Source organism: Bifidobacterium pullorum DSM 20433 (genome assembly GCF_000771405.1).
In the GTDB taxonomy this organism is placed as follows: domain Bacteria; phylum Actinomycetota; class Actinomycetes; order Actinomycetales; family Bifidobacteriaceae; genus Bifidobacterium; species Bifidobacterium pullorum.
The window spans coordinates 21,814-42,144 of the sequence record NZ_JDUI01000006.1 but is presented as its reverse complement, the minus strand read 5'-3'; the positions used below and the strand labels follow the sequence as shown (position 1 = coordinate 42,144).

Genomic DNA, 20,331 nt, shown 5'->3' with positions numbered 1-20,331 from the left:
GCCGCGCTTTAAAATCTAAGCGGATAGATTATCTTGCAAGCGCTAGCATCACAGGGTCGTCCTTGCTGGCACCGCATCACCGCATCATTGCAGAAAAGGTGGGAACCGATGACTGATAGCAACGAAGCTCAGAATCCGACGACGGATACCCGGCGGCGGGAGGAGAGCCCGGCGCGCCTCAAGCGTCCGCTGATCCGGCTGGCCAAGGCCTGCGGCGTGTCCACATCGTATATCGACCAGCTGGGCGCCTATGTCGAAATCCGAGACGAAGTGCTCGTCGCAGTGCTGGCGTCGCTGGGCGTGGAAGCCTCGAACCCCGCGGCCATCAGCAAATCGCTGCTGGAGACCGAGTGCCGGCAGCGCGAGCAGCTGGTGCCGCCGACCGTGCTGGCCATCGTCGGCAAGCCGAACGTCGTGCCGTTGCGCTGCTCGGCGGACGCGCTGGTCGCGCTGACGCTGGCGCTGGAGGACGGCAGCGCGTACGCCGGCGACCTGCACGCGAACCTGCGCGTGCACAAGGACGCCGACTTCGGCGAACAGCTGGAACTCACGCTGCCGGACGACCTGCCGATCGGATACCACACGCTCAACGTACAGGTCGGCGGAGTGCAGCGCCGTGCCACGGTCATCGTCGCACCTCCGCGCATCGAACTGCCCGAGGCGGTGCGGCAGCGCCAGCGTTGGGGCTGGATGGTGCAGATGTACTCGGTACGATCCGCGGAATCGTGGGGCATCGGCGACTACGGCGACTTGAAGCGGCTGGCCGGCGACGCCGGCGAGAAGTCGCACGCCGATTTCATGCTCATCAACCCGATCCACGCCGGTGCGCCGGTGCCGCCGCTGCAGCCCTCGCCGTACCTGCCCGAATCGCGCCGGTTCCTCAACGTGACCTACATCCGGCCGCAGGACATCCCCGAATACGCGGCGCTCGACGATGAGGCCCGCGCGCGGGTCGAAGCGTTGCACGCCTCGGTGGCCGCCGCCAACGACAGCGCCGAGCCGATGGACATCAACGCCTCGTGGGACGCCAAGCGTCAGGCGTTGTGGACGATCTTCACCGCCGCGCCGCGCTCCGAGGAGCGCGAAGCCGCCTTCGCCGCATTCAAACGCGAGGCCGGGCCGGACCTGGACGCCTTCGCCACCTGGTGCCTGGCGTTCGAGGTGTGGGGCGCCCCGTGGGAGGAACGCTCGTGGTTCTATCGCACGGACAAGACCTCGCCGCAGGTGGCGCGGCTCGTGCGTGAGCATCGCGACATGTTCGAGTTCCAACGCTGGCTGCAGTGGATCGCCGACGAACAGGTGGCCGCCGCCCAGCAGGCCGCCAAGGACGCGGGCATGGCGCTCGGCCTGATGCAGGACATGGCGGTGGGCGTGCACTCGCTCGGCGCCGACGTGTGGTGGAGCCCCGAACGCTTCGCCGATGGCGTGACCGTCGGCGCCCCGCCGGACTTCTACAACCAGCTCGGCCAGGACTGGGGACAGCCCCCGTTCAGCCCGCAGTATCTGGAACGCACCGGCTACCAGGTGTACCGCGAGATGGTCCACAATATGTTCGCGCATGCCGGCGCGCTGCGCATCGACCACGTGCTCGGCCTGTTCCGCCTGTGGTGGATCCCGCGCGGCCGCACCGCGCGCGACGGCGCCTACGTGACCTACAACCACGAGGTCATGCTTTCCATCCTGGCGATCGAAGCCACCCGCGCGAACGGCGTCGTCATCGGCGAGGACCTGGGCACCGTGCCCGAATACGTCTCGAAGATCCTGGCCGAACACGGCGTGCTGGGTACCGCCGTGGAATGGTTCTCCCGCGTGGACAACTCGCCGAACGCCGGCGACCCGTACGCCCCGCCGGAGGATTACCGCAAGTACGCGCTCGCTTCCGTGACCACGCATGACCTGCCGCCGACGGCCGGGTATCTCAAGCTCGAGCACGTCGACCTGCGCGAGCAGCTCGACCTGCTCAACGAGCCGGCCGAGCAGTTCCGCGCCGAGGTGCAGGCCGAGATCGACCAGATGCTGGCATTGCTGGTCTCCCGCGGATATCTGCCGCAGGAGGTGGCCGACGGCCTCAAGGCCGCCTGTGCGCCGGACGCCGGCGACGCCGAGACGGCCGACCGCGAGGCGCTGATCCAGCGCGTGGTGGAGGCCATGCATGTCATGCTGCTGGACGCGCCGAGCGTGCTGGTGCAGGCCGCGCTGGTGGACGGCGTCGGCGAGCATCGTACCCAGAACCAGCCGGGCACCAGCTGGGAATATCCGAACTGGCGCGTGCCCTTGGCCGATGAAACCGGGCGTGTGGTGCACACCGACGAAGTCTTCGACCTGCCGCGCGTGCAGTCGCTGGCCGCGGCGCTGAACCGTTGAGGCGGGGCTTCGCACTACTTCGGGGTTGAAATTTCAAATGGCGGAAAATCAACCCTCCACCATTGAAACCCCGAAGTAGTGCGAACCCGGGTTCGGTCGCCTTTGCCGCAACGCTGATGATAACGTTTGCATAATTTGATACACTGAACTCAATCCGCGATGCATATCCGCATCGCCAGAATGCTGACAGCGCTGTACATCATACGCGGCCGAAAGGAGTTGCATATGACCCTCAACAACACCCATGCCGACTGGTGGAAACAGGCGGTGGTCTACCAGGTCTACCCGCGCAGCTTCAAGGATGTGAACGGTGACGGTCTGGGCGACATCGCCGGCGTGACCGACCGCATCCCCTATCTCAAGGAGCTGGGCGTCGACGCGATCTGGTTGTCGCCGTTCTACCCGTCCGAGCTGGCGGACGGCGGCTACGACGTCATCGACTACCGCGACGTGGACCCGCGCCTGGGCTCCATGGACGACTTCGACGCCATGGCCGCAGCCGCGCACGAGGCCGGCATGAAGGTGATCGTGGACATCGTGCCGAACCACACCTCCGACCGGCACGTCTGGTTTGAGGAGGCGCTGGCGGCAGAACCGGGCTCCCCCGCGCGCGACCGGTACATCTTCCGCGACGGTCTGGGCGAACACGGCGAGCTGCCCCCGAACGACTGGCAGTCGATCTTCGGCGGCGGCGCATGGGAACGGGTGCCGGACGGCCAGTGGTACCTGCACATGTTCGCCAAGGAACAGCCCGACCTCAACTGGAAGAACCCGGAGGTCCACGAGGAGTTCAAGAAGACCCTGCGTTTCTGGTCGGACCATGGCGCGGACGGGTTCCGCATCGACGTGGCGCACGGCCTGGCCAAGGACCTCGACAGCGCGCCGCTGACCGAACTGGCGTTGAAGGGCAACCCGCTGGAGGGACTGTGCCATGACGGCACGAATCCGCTGTGGGACCGCCCCGAGGTGCACGACATCTACCGCGAATGGCGCGAGGTGTTCAACGAGTACGATCCGCCGCGCTTCGCCGTCGGCGAGGCCTGGGTGGTGCCCGAACACCAGCACCTGTACGCCTCCGAGGAGGAGCTGGGGCAGGTGTTCAACTTCGAATTCGCCAAGGCCGACTGGTTCGCCGAGGATTTCCGCACCGCCATCCGCGAGGGTCTGGAATCAGCCGAGGAATCCGGCTCCACCACCACCTGGGTGATGAGCAACCATGACGTGGTCCGCCACGCCAGCCGGTACGGCCTGCCGCAGGTGAAGACGCAGTGGTACCACCAGCTGGCCGACGCCTGGCTGCTGCGCAGCGGTTCGAACTTCATCGAGGACCGTGAGCTCGGCACCCGCCGCGCTCGCGCCGCGATCATGATGGAACTCGGTCTGCCCGGTTCCGTGTACGTGTACCAGGGCGAGGAGCTGGGCCTGTTCGAGGTGGCGGACATCCCGTGGGACCGTCTGGAGGACCCGACCCCGTTCCGCACCGACCACGGCCGCACCGCCAAGGGTCGTGACGGCTGCCGTGTGCCGTTGCCGTGGTCCGCCGCCGACGCGCCGACCCCGGCGCCGTGGGATGCGAAGTTCGGCACCGGTGCCTCGTTCGGCTTCTCCCCGTCCATGCGACCCGACGGCGAGCCCGCCGCCGATCCGCACCTGCCGCAACCATTGTGGTACAAGGATTTCGCCGCCGATGTGGAGGACTCCGATCCGGATTCGATGCTCAACCTGTACCGCAGGGCCATCGCGTTCCGCCAGCGGATGCTCACCCCGACCGGCGATACGTCGATCCGGTGGATCGGGGATTCCGAGTTCGGCGACAAGGCCGGCCAGGTGGTGGCGTATTCGCGCGTCAGCACGGACGAGGGCGGCGACCGCTTCGCCAGCATCACCAACTTCGGCCCGGATTCGGTCGAGCTTCCGGCCGGTGAGATTGTCTTTGCTTCGGGCCCGCTGGATGGCGTCCGGCTGCCCGCCGACACCACCGTGTGGATGATGGTCTGATTCTTCCGGTCCGGGTCTATGCGGCTCGGGCGCATGGGGTGCGACACGCCGAGGGGTGTGGCAAACCTAGTGCCGAAGTTTGCCGGATTCCTTGATTTTCCAAGGAATCCGGCAAACTTCAGGGGGTGGTTTGCCGCACCCCTCGGCGTGTCGGGATCCGTCCTGCTCAGCCGCGCGTGTCGGGAGCCGTCCCGCTCAGACGCGCGGGGCGGCGGTGGAGTGACGCAGCATCAGCTGCACGGGCGCGGTGATGTGCGGGGTCTCGAGCGTTTTGCCGTCGATGAGGTCGAGCGCCATGCGCGCCGCCGTCGCCGCCATATCCCGGGGACGCTGGCGGATGGTGGTCAGACCGACCTCGTCGGCGAAGTCACTGTCGTCGAATCCGGTGACGGACAGATCCTCAGGGATGCGGATGCCATATTGGGGCAGGCGAAGGAATAGCGGTATCGCCCAGGAATCCTGGTGGACGCAGATGGCGGTGGGCGGTTCGGAACTGCCGAACAGGGCGGTGACGGCTGCGTTGATGCAATCATCGCCGTTGCCGACTTTGATGGCGGTGCCCGAGACCCCCTCGAGTTCGTCGCACAGATCGGTGAATCCCGTTACGCGTCGGTATGAGCTGAATCGGAGCGGGGATATGGCTTCCTCGTAGAGATAGGCGATGCGGCGGTGCCCGAGTGACACCAGATGGCGGACGAGCATCTGGATGGCGCTGGTGTCATCGATGCCGATCGAAGCGTCGAACCCGTCGGTCGAGACAACGTTGATGCCGACCACGGGGATGCCCATGGCGCGTAGTCGTTCGGTTTCGTCCCGGTTCAGATTGAAGGAGGAGACGATGATCGCGTCGGCGTTGCGGCGTACCGGGAGCTGTTCGAAGAAGCGCGCGCGCTCCTCGTCGTGGGTGATGGCGTAGATCGAGAAGTCGTAGCCGGTCTCGTGCAGCACCGAGTTCAGTCCCTCCAGGATGTGCGCGGAGAACCAGTCAATGTGGCCGCCCGACAACAGTGCGATGCGGAAGGTCTGTCCGCGTTTGAGCGCGGCGGCGGAGCGGGAGACGGAGAAGTTCAGCTCCTCAGCCACCTGCAGCACCTTCTTCCGGGTGCGTTCGGAAACCAGTTCGGGGCGGGTGAACGCGCGGGAGACCGTGGAGACGGAGACGCCGGCCCGTTCGGCTACGTCGTTGACGCTTGCTTTCATACGTCCTCTTTGCAATCGGTGGCAATGCCGCTGTGGGGCAGTATGGCGCGGTATTGCGGACTTGGTTTATGCAGTGCATGGTTGGGTGACTGCATGTTGCAATTCTATCGTACGGGAGTTGGGGTATGGCGGGGTGTCCGGGCGGCGGTGCGGAAGGGGTTTGTCGACGGCGGCGGTTGCGGGGCTTGGGTGTCGCCTGGGATGGGGTCTGTTGGGTAAGGCCGGGGTCGGCGCGGTGGAACGCCGGAGACCGAGGGCGTGGGTGCAGCGTATTTTGACATAACCCGATCCGTGAGCCTTGGCCTGAAGGCTGCGTGCCTGGGCGCGACACGCCGAAAGAGAAGAGTCGAACCGGTTTTGCGTCGAGGATGTTCCCAAGTATTGCAACGGGTTGCAGAACATAGTTCAATAATTTGAACAAATCAAGTGATTTCAATGGCTCAACCGGTGGCATATACTGGTGTTGTCCATAATGAAAGTCTTACGAAGGAGTAAGCGTCCATGAATATCAAACGCATGGTGGCGGCGCTCATTGCAACCGGTGGCATCATCGGTTTTGCTGGCTGCGGTGCCGCCGAAGACGCTCCTGTGGTCGATACCCAAGCGGACAAGGGTCTCGAGGTGATGGGCGACGCCATTACCTACGACCCCAACCATTTGGTCAACGACGGCCAGCCGATCACCGTGGAGTACTGGACGTGGGGACAGGCCGCCACAGACCCGATCTACCAGATGATCCAGCAATACGAGAAGATCCATCCCAACGTCCGCATCGACGTCAACGTGGTGGCATGGGACGACTACTGGACCAAGCTGCCGCTCTCGCTCAAGGGCAACAAGAACGCCCCGGTGCTGTTCAACGTCCACAACTCCTATGACGCGCTGATCCGCCCGCATATGGAGTCCTACGACATCCCGCTCGAGGACCTTGAGGCCGACTACACATTCGTCGACACCCATGTCGACGAGAACGGCGAGGTCAAGTACATCGACTCGGTCATCAACACCGGCGCCATCTTCTACAACAAGGACCTGTGGGCCGAGGCCGGACTGACGGAAGCCGACATTCCGACCACATGGGACGAGCTGATCGAGGTGGCGCAGAAGCTCACCAAGTTCGACGGGGACACGATGGTGCAGGCCGGTTTCAACATCAACGGCAGCTACAAGGCGGCCTGGCAGGGGCTGAACTACCAAAAGGGCGTGCTGATGTTCCAGGAGGACGGCCACACCGCCAACTACGATTGCGAGACCACCAAGGAGAACCTCGAGTTCCTGCAGTCCCTGTACGACGAGTACCACGTTGGCGCGGTCAACTTCGGCGACGACCGCGAACTGAGCTTCGGCAACAACCAGACCGCGATGATCTACGACTGGGGTTCCTACGTCGGCACGTTGGCCACCAACTATCCGGACGTGAACTACGGCGTCTTCCCCACGCCGGCGTTCAGCGAGGAAACCCCGTTCGCGTACGACCGGTACAACGGCGAGTCCACGCCGGGCATCAACGTCCACCAGAGCGATGAGCAGAAGGCCGTCGCCCAGGATTTCATCCGCTTCATCCTGGCCAACGACGACTACATGCGCATCGCCTCCGACGTGCTGAATTCGTTCCCGGGCAAGAAGTCCCTGCAGGACGATCCGGAAATCCTCGACAACCCGATGATGGCCGCCATCGCCCCGCGCCTCGATCGTCTGATCTGGCCGGGCCCGACGCCCTCCACCCTGGAGACCAGTCCGCAGATCGCGTTCGAGAACGTGCTGCAGAAGGGTCAGGATGTCGATTCGGCCGTCGCCTACTCGCAGGATCTGATCATGAGCGACATGGAAGACAGCGACTTCACCTCGATGGAAAGCCGCTACGCGCACTATGACGAGCGCAAGGACTAAGGAGGAACGCACATCATGACCAACGTCAATCGCAGCGCGGCACGCGCCGCGCAGCCGGCCTCCGGGGAGGTTTCGGGCGCCAGGCGGATGCTCGGCCGCATCTTCACGATGCGCAACATCGCCGTGGTCTCGCTCGTCGTCTACTTCGCCGTGTTCATGGCATACCCGATCTTCAGCGCCTTCGCGGGCAGCCTGCACGACTGGAACCCGCTGATCGACAAGTACGACTGGGTCGGGTTCGACAACTTCGTCAACGTGCTGACCGACGGCCTGTTCTGGAAGTCGCTGTGGAACACCGCGATCTACTCATTCTTCTCCATCCTGTTCCGCGTGGTGCTGGGTCTGGCGCTGGCGCTGCTGCTGAGCTCCAAGCTCGTCAAGTGCAAGGACACGCTGCGCGGCCTGTTCTACATGCCGACGATCACCCCGCTGGTGGCCGTCTCCTTCGTGTGGATGTGGATGTTCGATCCGCAGTTCGGCATGATCGACAAGATCACCGGACTCGACATCAGCTGGCTCAACGATTCGCGCTACGCCATGCCGGCGGTCATCATCATGACCATCTGGAAGGATTTCGGCTACGCCACCGTGCTGTATCTGGCAGGCATTATGGCGCTGCCGCGCGACGTGTACGAGGCGGCGCAGATCGACGGCGCCAACTGGTGGCAGACCTTCCGGTCGATCACGTTGCCGCTGCTCAAGCCCACCACGCTGCTCATCGTCATCACCTCGCTGATCTCCTACCTGCAGGCGTATGTGCAGATCCTCGTGATGACCAAGGGCGGCCCCGGCACCGACACTTACACCATCAGCTACCTGATCTACGACCAGGCGTTCCAGAAGTACAACTTCGGCACGGCATCGGCGATGAGCGTCATCCTGTTCGTGCTGACCGGCATCCTGACGATCCTGATGTTCAAGGCGTCAGGCGACAATACGGAGGCGTGACATGTCCAAAAGCACCAAGAAGGTAATCTCCATCGTCGTCACCGTCCTGCTGTTCGCGCTCTCGCTCGTCACGATCGTTCCGTTCATCTGGATGTTCGTCTCGTCGTTCGCGCCGAACAGCGAGATCGTCAAGATCACCGGTGGCATCTTCCCGGCGCCGACGACGCTCGACAACTACGCCAACATCCAGAAGACTTTCAACTTCTTCCGGCTGTTCGCCAACTCGGTGTTCATCGCCACGGTCAAGACGGTGCTCGTCATCTACATCAGCGCCGTGCTCGGCTACGTCTTCTCCAAGATGCACTTCCGCGGCCGCAACGTGTTGTTCGGCGCGGTGCTCAGCACGATGATGCTGCCGTGGGCCGTGACGATCATCCCCCAGTACGAGATGATGGTGCAGTTCGGGTGGCTCGACACCTACCGTTCGCTCATCGTGCCCGGCCTGGTCTCCGGCTTCGGCGTCTTCCTGTTCCGCCAGTCCATCGGCTCGATCTCCGACGAGATCATCGAGGCCGCTAAGCTGGACGGCGCCGGTGACGCCCGCATCTTCCACCAGATTATCCTGCCGATGAGCCGCAACAGCATCGCCGCGCTCGCGATCTTCACGTTCCTGTGGAACTGGGAGGACTACCTGTGGCCGTTCCTGATGATCACCGATAGCGACAAGATGCTGCTGTCGGTGGGCCTGAAGATGTTCAACGGCCAGTACGGCACCGACTACGGCGGACTGTTCGCGGCCACCTCGCTGGCGATCATCCCTGTGATCATCGTGTACATGGTGTTCCAGAAGCAGTTCATCGCCGGCATCGCCACCGGCAGCGGCAAGTAAGTCGGGGTGTCCGGGCATCGTGCCGGCGTGGCGGCAAACCTCGGCATCGGGGGTTGCCGCCACGTTCAGGCGTGTTATGCGAACGTTTGCAGTATACTTGCATGCAAGCGCAATCATCCGTAAGAACGCAATGAAAACAAAGGAGTTGAAGCACATGTCTTCTCAGGATTTTCAAGGCTTTGACCGTTTCCTCAAGGGCATGCATCCCGTCATGAACCCGGTCACCACGTTGCAGGGCGATCGCTGGCGCATCGGCCTGATCACGGAGTCGCTGATCCGTCTGGAGTGGTCGGACAGCGGCGTCTTCGAGGACAACGCCTCGCTGATGGCCGTCGACCGCGTGTTCCGCCCGGCGGGGAGCGTGGAATTCACCACCAGCGAGCGTGACGGCCTGCTGGTCGTCGAAACCTCGGCCCTGCGCCTGACCTACGACCGCAAACCGTTCAGCAAGGAGGGGCTGAGCATCGTGGTCAAGGGCGTGCCGGATTCGCAGTTCAACACCTGGCACTACGGCGACGTGGACAGGGGCAATCTGGGCGGCACGGCCCGCACGCTCGACGAGGCGGACGGTGAGATTCCGCTCGGATACGGCGTGGCGTCGCGCGACGGCTGGGCCGTGCTCGACGATTCCGCGTCGAACGTGTTCGTCCTCGCGGATGCGGACGGCAACCTTCCCGACGGCGTCGTGGCGTACGGCGGCTTCGGCGTCGCCCCGCGTAGCCACAAGGAAACCGATATCTACTTCTTCGGCTACGGCCGCCGCTACCGCGAGGCCGTCCACGACTTCCAGAAACTCTCGGGCCCGGCGCCGCTGCTGCCCCGCTATGCGCTGGGCAACTGGTGGAGCCGGTATTACCGGTACTCCGAGGAGGAGTATCTGGACCTGATGGATCGGTTCAAGCGCGAAGGCATCCCGTTCACCACGTCGGTGATCGACATGGACTGGCACCTGGTGGACGACGTCGATCCCCAGTACGGTTCCGGCTGGACCGGATACACCTGGAACCGCAAGCTGTTCCCCGACCCCAAGCGTTTCCTGGAGTCCCTGCACGAGCGCGGGCTGAAGACCACGGTCAACGTGCATCCGCGCGACGGCATCCGCGCCTTCGAGGAGCCGTACGCCAAGGCCGCGGCTACGGTCGGCGTGGACGCGGAGGCCAAGGAGCCGGTCGAGTTCGACCTGACCAACCCGAAGTTCGTGCAGGCCTACTTCGACATGCACCACGACCTGGAGGCGGACGGCATCGACTTCTGGTGGCTGGATTGGCAGCAGGGCGGAGTGACCCGGCAGCCGGGCCTCGACCCGCTGTGGGTGCTCAACCACCTGCACTACTGCGACTCCGGGCGCGACGGGCGCTGGCCGTTGACGTTCTCGCGCTTCGCTGGGCCTGGCTCGCAGCGTTACCCGGTCGGGTTCTCCGGCGATACCGTCATCACCTGGAAGTCCCTCAAATTCCAGCCGTACTTCACCGCCACCGCCTCCAACATCGGCTACGGCTGGTGGAGCCATGACATCGGCGGGCACATGTTCGGCTACCGTGACGAGGAGCTTGAGGCCCGTTGGTATCAGTTGGGCGCGTTCAGTCCGATCAACCGTCTGCACTCGAGCTGCTCGCCGTTCTCCGGCAAGGAACCGTGGAACTTCCACGAGCCGGTGCGCTCGGCGATGGTCGACGTGTTGCGGCTGCGTCAGGCGCTGATGCCGTACCTGTACACGATGAACTGGCGTGCCGCCGTCGACGGCGATCCGATCGTCGAGCCGATGTACTGGGAGGCGCCCAACGTTGGTGAATCGTATGAGATCCGAGACGAGTTCCGGTTCGGCACCGAGCTGGTGGTCTCCCCGGTCGTCGACCCGATGGACAAGGCCTCCCTGCGCGCCAAGGCCGACGTGTGGCTGCCGCAGGGCGACTGGTTCGACTTCTTCGACGGGCGCCGGTACGCGTCCCCCGATCCGGCCGGCCGCCGTCTGGCGGTCTGGCGCACGATCGACCGCATTCCCGTGTTCGCCAAGGCCGGCGGCATCGTGCCGATGCAGTCCGACGCGCTGGACAACACGTCCGCGAACCCGAAGGCGTTGGATGTGACGGTGTTCCCCGGTGCCGACGGCGCGTTCGTGATGCGCGAGGATTCCGGCGATTTCGGCGACGTGTGCGGCGGGGCGGACGCCACCGCGGCGACCGTCATGACCTGGCGTTGGGATGAGGGCCGCGCCCCGCAGTTCGTCATCGAACCGGCCGCGGGTAATACGTCGGTGGTGCCGGAACGCCGCGACTGGACCCTGGTGTTCCGCGGCGTCGCGAAGGCGACGATGCAGGCGATCGTCGGCGGCGAGGCCTGGGACAAGGACCTGGTCGGCACCACGGTGGTGGATTACGACGAGGCGACGATGAGCCTGAGCGTGCGCTTGTACGACGTGCCGGCCGCGGCCCGCATCCAGGTGCTGTTCCCGCAGGGCCTTCAGGTTGCCGAACAGCCGGTTCTCAAGGATTGCGAACGCATCCTGTTCGATGCGCAGATGCTGTACACGACCAAGGAGAAGGCGCTGTCCCTGGTCCAGCGGTTCGGCGCCGGCGCGCTGTCCGGCCTGCGCGCATTGGAGCGCGAGCAGAAGAACGAGCGTGACTTCTTCCAGTCGCACATGCCCGAAACCGTGATCGGCGCGTTGGAAGAGGTGCTGCTGAGAGGCTGATGTCGTGAGGTGGTTCGCACTACCTCGGGTTTCGTGTTCAGGACCCGCGGAATTTCTTGGGTTGGAATCTGAAACCCGAGGTAGTGCGAACCTACTCTTGCGTGAGATAGGTGCGGGCGGATGTGAATCCGGCCGCGTTGGTGCGGAAATCCTCGTCGCCGCGGTATACCACGCTGCGCCGTTCGGGAGGGATGCCAAGCGCGGTGCCGATGGTGACCAGATGTCGGCAGAATGCGTCTTTGGCGGTCTGTCCCGATTTGACCTCGATGAGGAGTGTGGACTCCGGACTTGTGCAGTCCATAAGGTCGACTTCCACGCCGTTGGTGTCTCGATAGAAGTACAAGCGGGGGTCCTCTCCTTGGTTGCAGTGGCGCTTGTATGTTTCCTCGACGATGAGGTTCTCGAAGACGTCTCCGCGTTTGGGGTGCTGGATGAGCTGTTCGGTTGAGGTGATGCCGAGAAGATAACAGAGTAGCCCGGTGTCATGGAAGTAGAGTTTTGGTGTCTTGGTCAGGCGTTTCCGCTCGTTCGAGGCGTAGGGTGGCAACAGGAATATGATGTAGCTGGTTGCGAGGACTGAGAGCCATTCCTTGGCGGTTCTGGGTGAGATTCCGGCCTCCGATGCCAAATGGGTGAAGTTGACCAGTTGGCCGGCACTCTGGGCGCATAGTGCGAGGAATTTCTGGAAATCGGTCAGGTTGCGGATGTTGAGGACTTCGCCGGCGTCCCTTTGCACATAGGTGGTCACATAACTCCGGTAATACAGTGCTGCAGGCATGTCGACCTCATACAGGTGCGGGTAGCCGCCGCGGAACATGAAATCATCGACGGTGAGAGAGCTGTCGCTGGACGCCGCTTCCTGGAAGCTCAGGGGGAGCAGTTGCAGCAGCCCCACTCGGCCCGCGAGGGATTCGGTGATGTCATTGAGCAGCAGGAAGTTCTGGGAGCCTGACAGCAGATACTGGCCCATGGTTCCACGCTGGTCGGATGCCGCTTGTATTTCCGGGAACAGGTCGGGTGCGTACTGGGCCTCGTCGATGAACAGCTTGTCGGAACGTGAGCTGATAAAACCCACGGGATCGTTCTGTGCGCTCAGACGCAGATTGCGCGTTTCCAGATTGAGATAGGCATAGTCCGGGAAGGTGTTGCGTAGCAGCGTGGATTTGCCACTTTGCCGGGGACCGGTGACTGACACGACAGGGAACCATTGGCTCATGCGCTGAGTTAGTGCGGATATCGTACGTGGAATCATGTCGGCTCCTGGTTGAGACGGAATATGCGGATCTGATGGTAAGGGATAGGATAATCCGGCAGTAGAAGTTATGATAATCATGCAGTAGGACTTATGATAATCAGGCAGTAGAAGTTATGATAATCATGCACTGGAGGCGGGGCGGCCTGGTGCACGCAGCTTCTCAAATCGATGCGTTGCTTATGGTTGTGGCGTTATGACGCCATGTTTCTAACCCGTTCTGGTAGTGAATCTGCCGTTTTCCCAATCTGATTCGAGGGGGGCGATCTGCCACTTTTTTCAACTTTCGGCCGACGAAGGCCACAATCCTATGTGTAGCACCGCGGCCTGGATACGTAGTCGCCCGCGGTTCACGGAGAGTTCGCCGCCCATTGCGATTGTTCACCGTCGCGTGGCGGTTCCGTCAGCTGGGCGACGGTTTGGCGACCTACCGTGCGTGGTGGGAAACCGGAGGGCCGGAAAACAGGCATGACCGGAATCCCGAGGGCGGCCGTAACCCATGGGGAGCGCGGCTGGCCTTGTTGTGAAGCCAACGAAAAGAGGCAGAAGTGAACAAGCATCACGTGTTGAAGGGAACCGTGGCGGCGCTCGTCGCCACCGCCGCGCTCGCCGGCGCCAGCGGCATGGCCTACGCGGCCGACGGCAAGCAGGCCGCCGACCTGGCCGTGCACGGCGGCGCGCAGCGCATCGAGAACATCACCATCGGCAACACCCAGGCCAAGAACGTCATCCTGTTCATCGGCGATGGCATGGGCGATTCCGAAATCACCGTCGCCCGCGATTATCTGCATGGCGCGAACGGCACGTTCGACGGCCTCGACCGCATCGGACAGCCGTCCGCTTACGGCGACACCACCGTTGGCACCGGCCAGTACACCACGTTCTCGCTCGGCGCGGGCATCGAGGATAAGAACGATCCTGCGGTGACCCCGGTCACCGACTCCGCGGCGTCCGGTTCCGCATGGGCCACCGGCACCAAGACCTACAACAACGCGCTGGACGTGGATGTCTACGGCACTCCGCAGATGAACCTGACCGAGCTGGCCAAGGCCGCCGGCAAGGCCACCGGCAATGTGACCACCTCCGAAATCCAGGACGCCACCCCGGCAGCCCAGATGTCGCATTCCACGCTGCGCTCCTGCTATGGACCGCAGGGCAAGACCGACGGCTCCAGCAACAACGCCGCCGACCAGTGCGAGGTCGCCCAGCTCAAGGAGAACGGCGGCATCGGCTCGATCTCCGAGCAGATGCTCGACACCCGCGCCGACGTGACGATCGGCGGCGGCGCCAAGTATCTGCACCAGACCGTGCAGGGCGGCGAGTACGCCGGCATGACCGTGTGGGATCAGGCCAAGGCGATGGGCTATGAAACCGTGGAGAAGGATGTCGACGCACTCAACGCCCTGCAGTATGACGGCAAGCCGGTGCTGGCCCTGATGGCCGACGGCAACCTGCAGACCCAGTTCGCGCCGAGCGTGGCCACCAAGAAGGACCCGGCCAAGGACGAGAACCCGATCCAGTGCTCCACCAACCCCGACTGGCTCGGCAACAAGAACGCCAACGGCAACTCCGCCTCCCTGGCCGACATGACGAGCAAGGCCATCGACCTGCTCGAGGCCAACCCGAACGGCCAGAGCAACGGCTTCTTCCTGCAGGTCGAGGGCGCCTCGATCGACAAGCAGGACCACAACGCCAACGCTTGCGGCCAGATCGGCGAGACCGACGACCTGGACAAGGCCATCTCCGCCGCGCTCGACAAGGTGGACCTGAACGAAACGCTGATCATCGTGACCGCCGATCACGCGCACACCAGCCAGATCGTCGAGGAGCAGCCGAACTACGCGCTGAGCACGGTGCTCGAGTCCCCGGTCGACGGCGCCAAGATCACCGTGGCCTACGGCACCTCGCCCGACCAGATGTACGCCAATGACGATGCCCCGAAGTTCGACGAGGTCGAAAGCTCGATGTCCCACACCGGCACCCAGCTGCGCATCGCCGCCTCCGGCCCCGGCGCCCAGCGCGTCAACGGCCTGACCGACCAGACCGACAACTTCTACACCATCGCCAAGGCGTTGGGGCTTGCCTCCACCGCCGACGACTACAAGAACCTGTCCTCCGGCATGGATTACGCCGTCAACGTCAAGGACGGTAAGGTCTCGCTTGACGTGACCGGTCTGAACGGCGACGCCTCCTTCTCCTACGCGGTCACCGATGCCGCCACCGGCCAGGTGGTCGCCCAGTCCGCTGACGGCGACCCGGTTTCGGGTGAGCGCGTCCGTACCATGCAGACCACGTCGGTGGATCTGACCGACAAGGTCATGGAAGGCAAGACCTACAAGGTCACCGTGACCGGCCGCCAGACCGGTGTGGCGCTGGACAAGGAGATTCAGATTCCCGCCCAGACGACCTCCGAGGTCATCCCCGGCAAGCCGACCGGCGGTAACGCTCAGGCCGCCGGTGACGCCGCCGCCTCCGGCACGCCGCTGAGCACGACCGGCGCGGCCGTCGCCGGTGTCGTGGCGCTGATGGCGGCCTTGGTCTCCACGGGCCTGGCGATTCGGATGATCAAGTCCCGTCGTTCCGGCTCCGCCGAGCAGCGCTGACGGCTTTCGCCCGTCGTTTGGACGTGCCCCGCGACCATAAGGCCGCGGGGCACGTGGATTCGCAACAGGTTGAGGACGGGGCAATCCGGAGTGTGTGTTGTTTCCGGCGTCTACTCGTTGGTGAACAGCCCGACCATATATATAGGCAGGTAGGTCACTCTGCCGGAGACCGAGACGTTGTCTGGGCCGAGTACATAGCCTTGTTGGATGTGGTATGTGTCGGCGGCGAGGACGTTGTGGAGCGCCCGGTGGCGTTTGTATCCCTTTCCGGATTTGATCTCCAAGGGGATGACGTTATCGTTCCGGTCCTGAATGAGAAAATCGAGTTCGCCCAGTTTCTTGCTGTTGTAGTAATACAGGTCGTCGAACCCGTGTGCCGTGAGCTCCTGTGCGACCAGGTTCTCGTAGATACTGCCGTAGTTCACATCTTCTACGCCGTCGAGTATGTCCAGCGATGTGCTCTTGAGGAACGAACCGGTCAATAAGCCGACATCGGAGTAAAACAACTTGAACAGGTTGCGTTCCATCGACATCTTCAGGGGGCGCTTTGGCTCGTCGACATTATAGGCGGGGATGGCCACGTTCGCGGCGGCCAGCCAGTCGAAATCCGCCGCGGTCGTTCGGAATCGCGCGTTCTTCTCTATTTTGGAGAATGTGAAGCGTTTGTTGGGGTTGTTCAATTCGCCTGGGATGAGGTCGTAGATCGAGCGAATGTGCAGCCGGTCCTCCCTACGCGCGTATCGGCTGATATCGCGTCGGTATTCATGTGTGATGTTCTCCTGGATGGTGCGTACATCGCCGATGCTCTTATTGTCTGTGAACGATGCCACGGCCGCGGGCATGCCGCCGATAACCAGATATTGGGAGAATAGGCGTTTCAAACGGTCGTGAACGAACTCGTCCACAGGGATCCGTCGCTCGAAGTGGTCCCGCAGCATGGCGAATACATCCTCGCTGACTCCCTGCGACCAGCAGAACTCCTCGAAGTCCAGCGGGAACATGCGGATCTCGGTCAGATAACCGGTGGGAACCGATCGGATATCCTCCAGCTCCACGCCGAGCAGCGAGCCGGAGAGTATGAAGTCGTAACGACCGTCATCCACAAGGAATTTGATGGCGGTGGCGACTTCCTTGCATTGTTGGATCTCGTCGAGGAAGACCAGCGTATTCCCTGGCTGCATAGGTTCGTCGGAGGCGAGTTCCATGCGCATCAGTATGTCGTCGGCTTTGCGTGGCTTGCCGAACATACGGGTGAGGTCCGGGTCTTCAATGAAATTGAATTCGACCAGATGCTGATAGTGGGTATGTGCGAATTCGCGGACAAGGTACGTTTTGCCGACCTGGCGGGCACCGTCAATGAGCAGCGCCGTCCGGTTCGGCGCATTGTGCCATGACTCCATGAGCTTCATGGCTCTTCGTTTGAGGTCAGGCATTGTACCTCCTTCAAAATGTTGTGTTTCTTATGATTGTAGTGTTGCGATGCCATTTTTCCAACCGTCTTTGGTGGTCTGTATGCCATTTTTCCAACCAAAAATGAGGCTCAATTTGCCATTTTTTCAACTTGTGTCGTGGATGTCCCGAAAAGCCTGGTATGACGCCATGACCTATATGGCTGAAGACAGGCACCCGTCGTTTCGTGCCTCGCGACCATAAGGCCGCGGGGCACGTTCGCACTATTGACGGGTTTCGATGACGGGCTGGCGGAATTCCGCCAATTGAAATTTCAAACCCGAAGTAGTGCGAACCTGCCCCCTGGCCCGATCTCTAAAAAGTCCCCCCAAATCCGGGAATAAAAACTTGCGTTACAAAGTTGAGTGGTGTAGGCTCAAGTTTTGGAAAGCCCAAGACGAGGGCACATCCTCCGGTCGGGGATCGGGCGGCGCAACGGCCGCCGGACCCAAGACTTGGGCGAAGAAACGTAACGGATAACCGAACACAAAGGAGACAACACTATGGGACGTGCAGTTGGCATCGATTTGGGTACCACCAATTCCTGCATCGCGACGCTGGAAGGCGGCGAGCCCACCGTCATCGTGAATGCCGAGGGCGCTCGCACCACGCCGTCGGTCGTGGCGTTCAGCAAGTCCGGCGAGATCCTCGTCGGTGAGGTGGCCAAGCGTCAGGCCGTCACCAACGTGGACCGCACCATCAGCTCCGTCAAGCGCCACATGGGCACCGATTGGACCGTCGAGATCGACGGCAAGAAGTGGACCCCGCAGGAGATCTCCGCGCAGATCCTGATGAAGCTCAAGCGCGACGCCGAAGCCTACCTGGGCGAGCCGGTGACCGACGCGGTCATCACCTGCCCGGCGTACTTCAACGACGCCCAGCGCCAGGCCACCAAGGACGCCGGCACCATCGCCGGCCTGAACGTGCTGCGCATCATCAACGAGCCGACCGCGGCCGCCCTGGCCTACGGTCTGGAGAAGGGCAAGGAGGACGAGCGCATCCTGGTCTTCGATCTGGGCGGCGGCACCTTCGACGTGTCCCTGCTGGAGATCGGCAAGGATGAGGACGGCTTCTCCACCATCCAGGTCCAGGCCACCAACGGCGACAACCGCCTCGGCGGCGACGACTGGGACCAGAAGATCATCGACTGGCTGGTGACCGAGGTCAAGAACAAGTACGGCGTCGACCTGGCCAAGGACAAGATCGCCCTGCAGCGTCTGAAGGAAGCCGCCGAGCAGGCCAAGAAGGAGCTGTCGAGCTCCACCTCCACCACGATCTCGATGCAGTACCTGGCCATGACCCCCGACGGCACCCCGGTGCATCTGGACGAGACCCTGACCCGCGCTCACTTCGAGGAGATGACCTCCGACCTGCTGGGCCGCTGCCGCACCCCGTTCAACAACGTGCTGGCCGATGCCGGCATCGGCGTCAGCGAAATCAACCATGTGGTGCTGGTCGGCGGTTCGACCCGTATGCCGGCCGTCAAGGAGCTCGTCAAGGAGCTGACCGGCGGCAAGGAAGCGAACCAGTCCGTGAACCCGGACGAGGTCGTGGCCGTGGGCGCCGCCGTGCAGTCCGGCGTCATCAAGGGCGACCGCAAGGACGTCCTGCTGATCGACGTGACCCCGCTGAGCCTTGGCATCGAGACCAAGGGCGGCATCATGACCAAGCTCATTGACCGCAACACCGCCATCCCGACCAAGCGCTCCGAGGTGTTCTCCACCGCCGAGGACAACCAGCCGTCCGTGCTCATCCAGGTGTACCAGGGCGAGCGTGAGTTCGCCCGCGACAACAAGCCGCTGGGCACCTTCGAGCTGACCGGCATCGTCCCGGCGCCGCGCGGCATCCCGCAGATCGAGGTGACCTTCGATATCGACGCCAACGGCATCGTGCACGTGTCCGCCAAGGACAAGGGCACCGGCAAGGAGCAGTCGATGACGATCACCGGCGGCTCGGGCCTGCCGAAGGACGAGATCGACCGCATGGTCAAGGAGGCCGAGGCGCACGAGGCCGAGGACAAGAAGCGCCGCGAGGACGCCGAAACCCGCAACCAGGCCGAGTCCTTCGCCTACCAGACCGAGAAGCTCGTCAACGACAACAAGGACAAGCTCTCCGACGACGTGGCCAAGGAGGTCACCGACAAGGTCAACGAGCTCAAGGAGGCCCTGAAGGGCGAGGACATCGAGGCCATCAAGACCAAGCAGACCGAGCTGATGACCTCCGCCCAGAAGATCGGCCAGGCGCTGTACGCCCAGCAGGGTGCCGCGGACGCCGCCGGTGCCGCGTCGGGTTCCGCCAGCAATGGCGGCGACGACGATGTGGTGGACGCCGAGGTCGTGGACGACGACAAGGACAACAAGTAATAAGGGCCGGTAATCATGGCTGAGTTCAACAAGGACGATTACCTCAACGACCTGCCGGACGTCGACGATTTCGCGGCCGATGCCGCGACGTCGGCTCCGGCCGGGTCGGCCCCCGACGCGGATGCGTCCGCACCCGAGGACGACACCGCCGCGCCGGCCTCCGAAGCCGCTGCGGCCGGCGACCAGGCCGATGCGCCGGCCTCCGACGGTTCGACCGCCGAGGGCGAGTCCGCCGAGAACGAGGACACGCTGACCCCGCTGGGCAAAGCCAAGCAGGAGGCCGCCGAGTACCTCGAGGCGTTGCAGCGCGAGCGTGCGGAGTTCATCAACTACCGCAACCGCGCGGCCAAGGAGCAGGAGCGCTTCCGTCAGCACGGCATCATCGACGTGCTCACCGCGCTGCTGCCCGCGCTCGACGACATCGACCGCATCCGCGAGCACAGCGAGATGGACGACTCCTTCAAGGCCGTTTCCGCGAAGATCGACAAGGCCTTCGAGAAGTTCGGCGTGGAGAAGTTCGGCGAGAAGGGCGAGGAGTTCGACCCGACCCGTCACGACGCGATCCTGCACAAGCCGGACCCGACCGCCGACAAGGAGATCGTGGATACCGTGGTCGAGGCGGGCTACCGCATCGGCGACCGGGTGATCCGCGCCGCCCGCGTGGTGGTGGCCTCGCCGCAGGCGTGAACGCGTAGCCGGGCGTCCCTCCCATTCGCGGGATGCCCGGCACCCAATGCAACTCA

At 63.3% G+C, this 20,331-nt stretch carries 12 protein-coding genes; 9 read left to right on the top strand and 3 right to left on the bottom strand.

The window, feature by feature from the left end; genetic code table 11:
• Positions 1–108: 108 nt before the first annotated feature.
• On the top strand, positions 109–2,364 hold the full coding sequence (gene malQ, locus OU11_RS03450; RefSeq protein ID WP_033514523.1) for a 4-alpha-glucanotransferase: 2,256 nt from the start codon (positions 109–111) through the stop codon (positions 2,362–2,364).
• A 225-nt stretch (positions 2,365–2,589) separates the two neighbouring features.
• Positions 2,590–4,362, top strand: a complete 1,773-nt coding sequence (locus OU11_RS03445; RefSeq protein WP_033514522.1) for a glycoside hydrolase family 13 protein — start codon at positions 2,590–2,592, stop codon at positions 4,360–4,362.
• A gap of 195 nt (positions 4,363–4,557) precedes the next feature.
• Here the strand turns inward: OU11_RS03445 and OU11_RS03440 are convergent, their stop codons facing one another.
• Positions 4,558–5,562, bottom strand: coding sequence for a LacI family DNA-binding transcriptional regulator (locus OU11_RS03440; RefSeq protein ID WP_033514521.1), 1,005 nt, complete (start codon positions 5,560–5,562; stop codon positions 4,558–4,560).
• Between the two features lie 501 nt (positions 5,563–6,063).
• Here OU11_RS03440 and OU11_RS03435 point away from each other — a divergent pair.
• The 4 genes from OU11_RS03435 (at position 6,064) to OU11_RS03420 (ending at position 11,921) form a co-directional block, all read left to right on the top strand.
• On the top strand, positions 6,064–7,452 hold the full coding sequence (locus OU11_RS03435) for an ABC transporter substrate-binding protein (protein ID WP_033514520.1): 1,389 nt from the start codon (positions 6,064–6,066) through the stop codon (positions 7,450–7,452).
• Between the two features lie 87 nt (positions 7,453–7,539).
• Positions 7,540–8,400, top strand: coding sequence for a carbohydrate ABC transporter permease (locus OU11_RS03430; protein ID WP_033507103.1), 861 nt, complete (start codon positions 7,540–7,542; stop codon positions 8,398–8,400).
• Between the two features lies 1 nt (position 8,401).
• Positions 8,402–9,229, top strand: coding sequence for a carbohydrate ABC transporter permease (locus OU11_RS03425; RefSeq protein ID WP_033514519.1), 828 nt, complete (start codon positions 8,402–8,404; stop codon positions 9,227–9,229).
• Between the two features lie 154 nt (positions 9,230–9,383).
• Positions 9,384–11,921, top strand: a complete 2,538-nt coding sequence (locus tag OU11_RS03420; protein WP_033514518.1) for a glycoside hydrolase family 31 protein — start codon at positions 9,384–9,386, stop codon at positions 11,919–11,921.
• 91 nt (positions 11,922–12,012) lie between these two features.
• Here OU11_RS03420 and OU11_RS03415 read toward each other — a convergent pair whose 3' ends face one another.
• The gene (locus tag OU11_RS03415; protein WP_033514517.1) at positions 12,013–13,173 is read right to left on the bottom strand and encodes an ATP-binding protein; all 1,161 of its coding nucleotides are present in this window, start codon (positions 13,171–13,173) and stop codon (positions 12,013–12,015) included.
• 548 nt (positions 13,174–13,721) lie between these two features.
• Here OU11_RS03415 and phoA point away from each other — a divergent pair.
• Entirely contained in the window at positions 13,722–15,776 is a 2,055-nt protein-coding gene (phoA, locus tag OU11_RS03410) for an alkaline phosphatase (RefSeq protein WP_033514516.1), read from the top strand.
• Between the two features lie 110 nt (positions 15,777–15,886).
• Here the strand turns inward: phoA and OU11_RS03405 are convergent, their stop codons facing one another.
• Positions 15,887–17,209 (bottom strand): ATP-binding protein, encoded by a 1,323-nt coding sequence (locus tag OU11_RS03405; RefSeq protein ID WP_033514515.1) that lies wholly within the window; start codon positions 17,207–17,209, stop codon positions 15,887–15,889.
• A 519-nt stretch (positions 17,210–17,728) separates the two neighbouring features.
• Here OU11_RS03405 and dnaK point away from each other — a divergent pair.
• A complete protein-coding gene (gene dnaK, locus OU11_RS03400; protein ID WP_033514514.1) occupies positions 17,729–19,588 on the top strand; it encodes a molecular chaperone DnaK in 1,860 nt (619 codons plus the stop codon).
• A gap of 15 nt (positions 19,589–19,603) precedes the next feature.
• Complete coding sequence (gene grpE, locus OU11_RS03395; protein WP_033514513.1) at positions 19,604–20,275, top strand: nucleotide exchange factor GrpE; 672 nt, start codon at positions 19,604–19,606, stop codon at positions 20,273–20,275.
• Positions 20,276–20,331 lie beyond the last annotated feature (56 nt).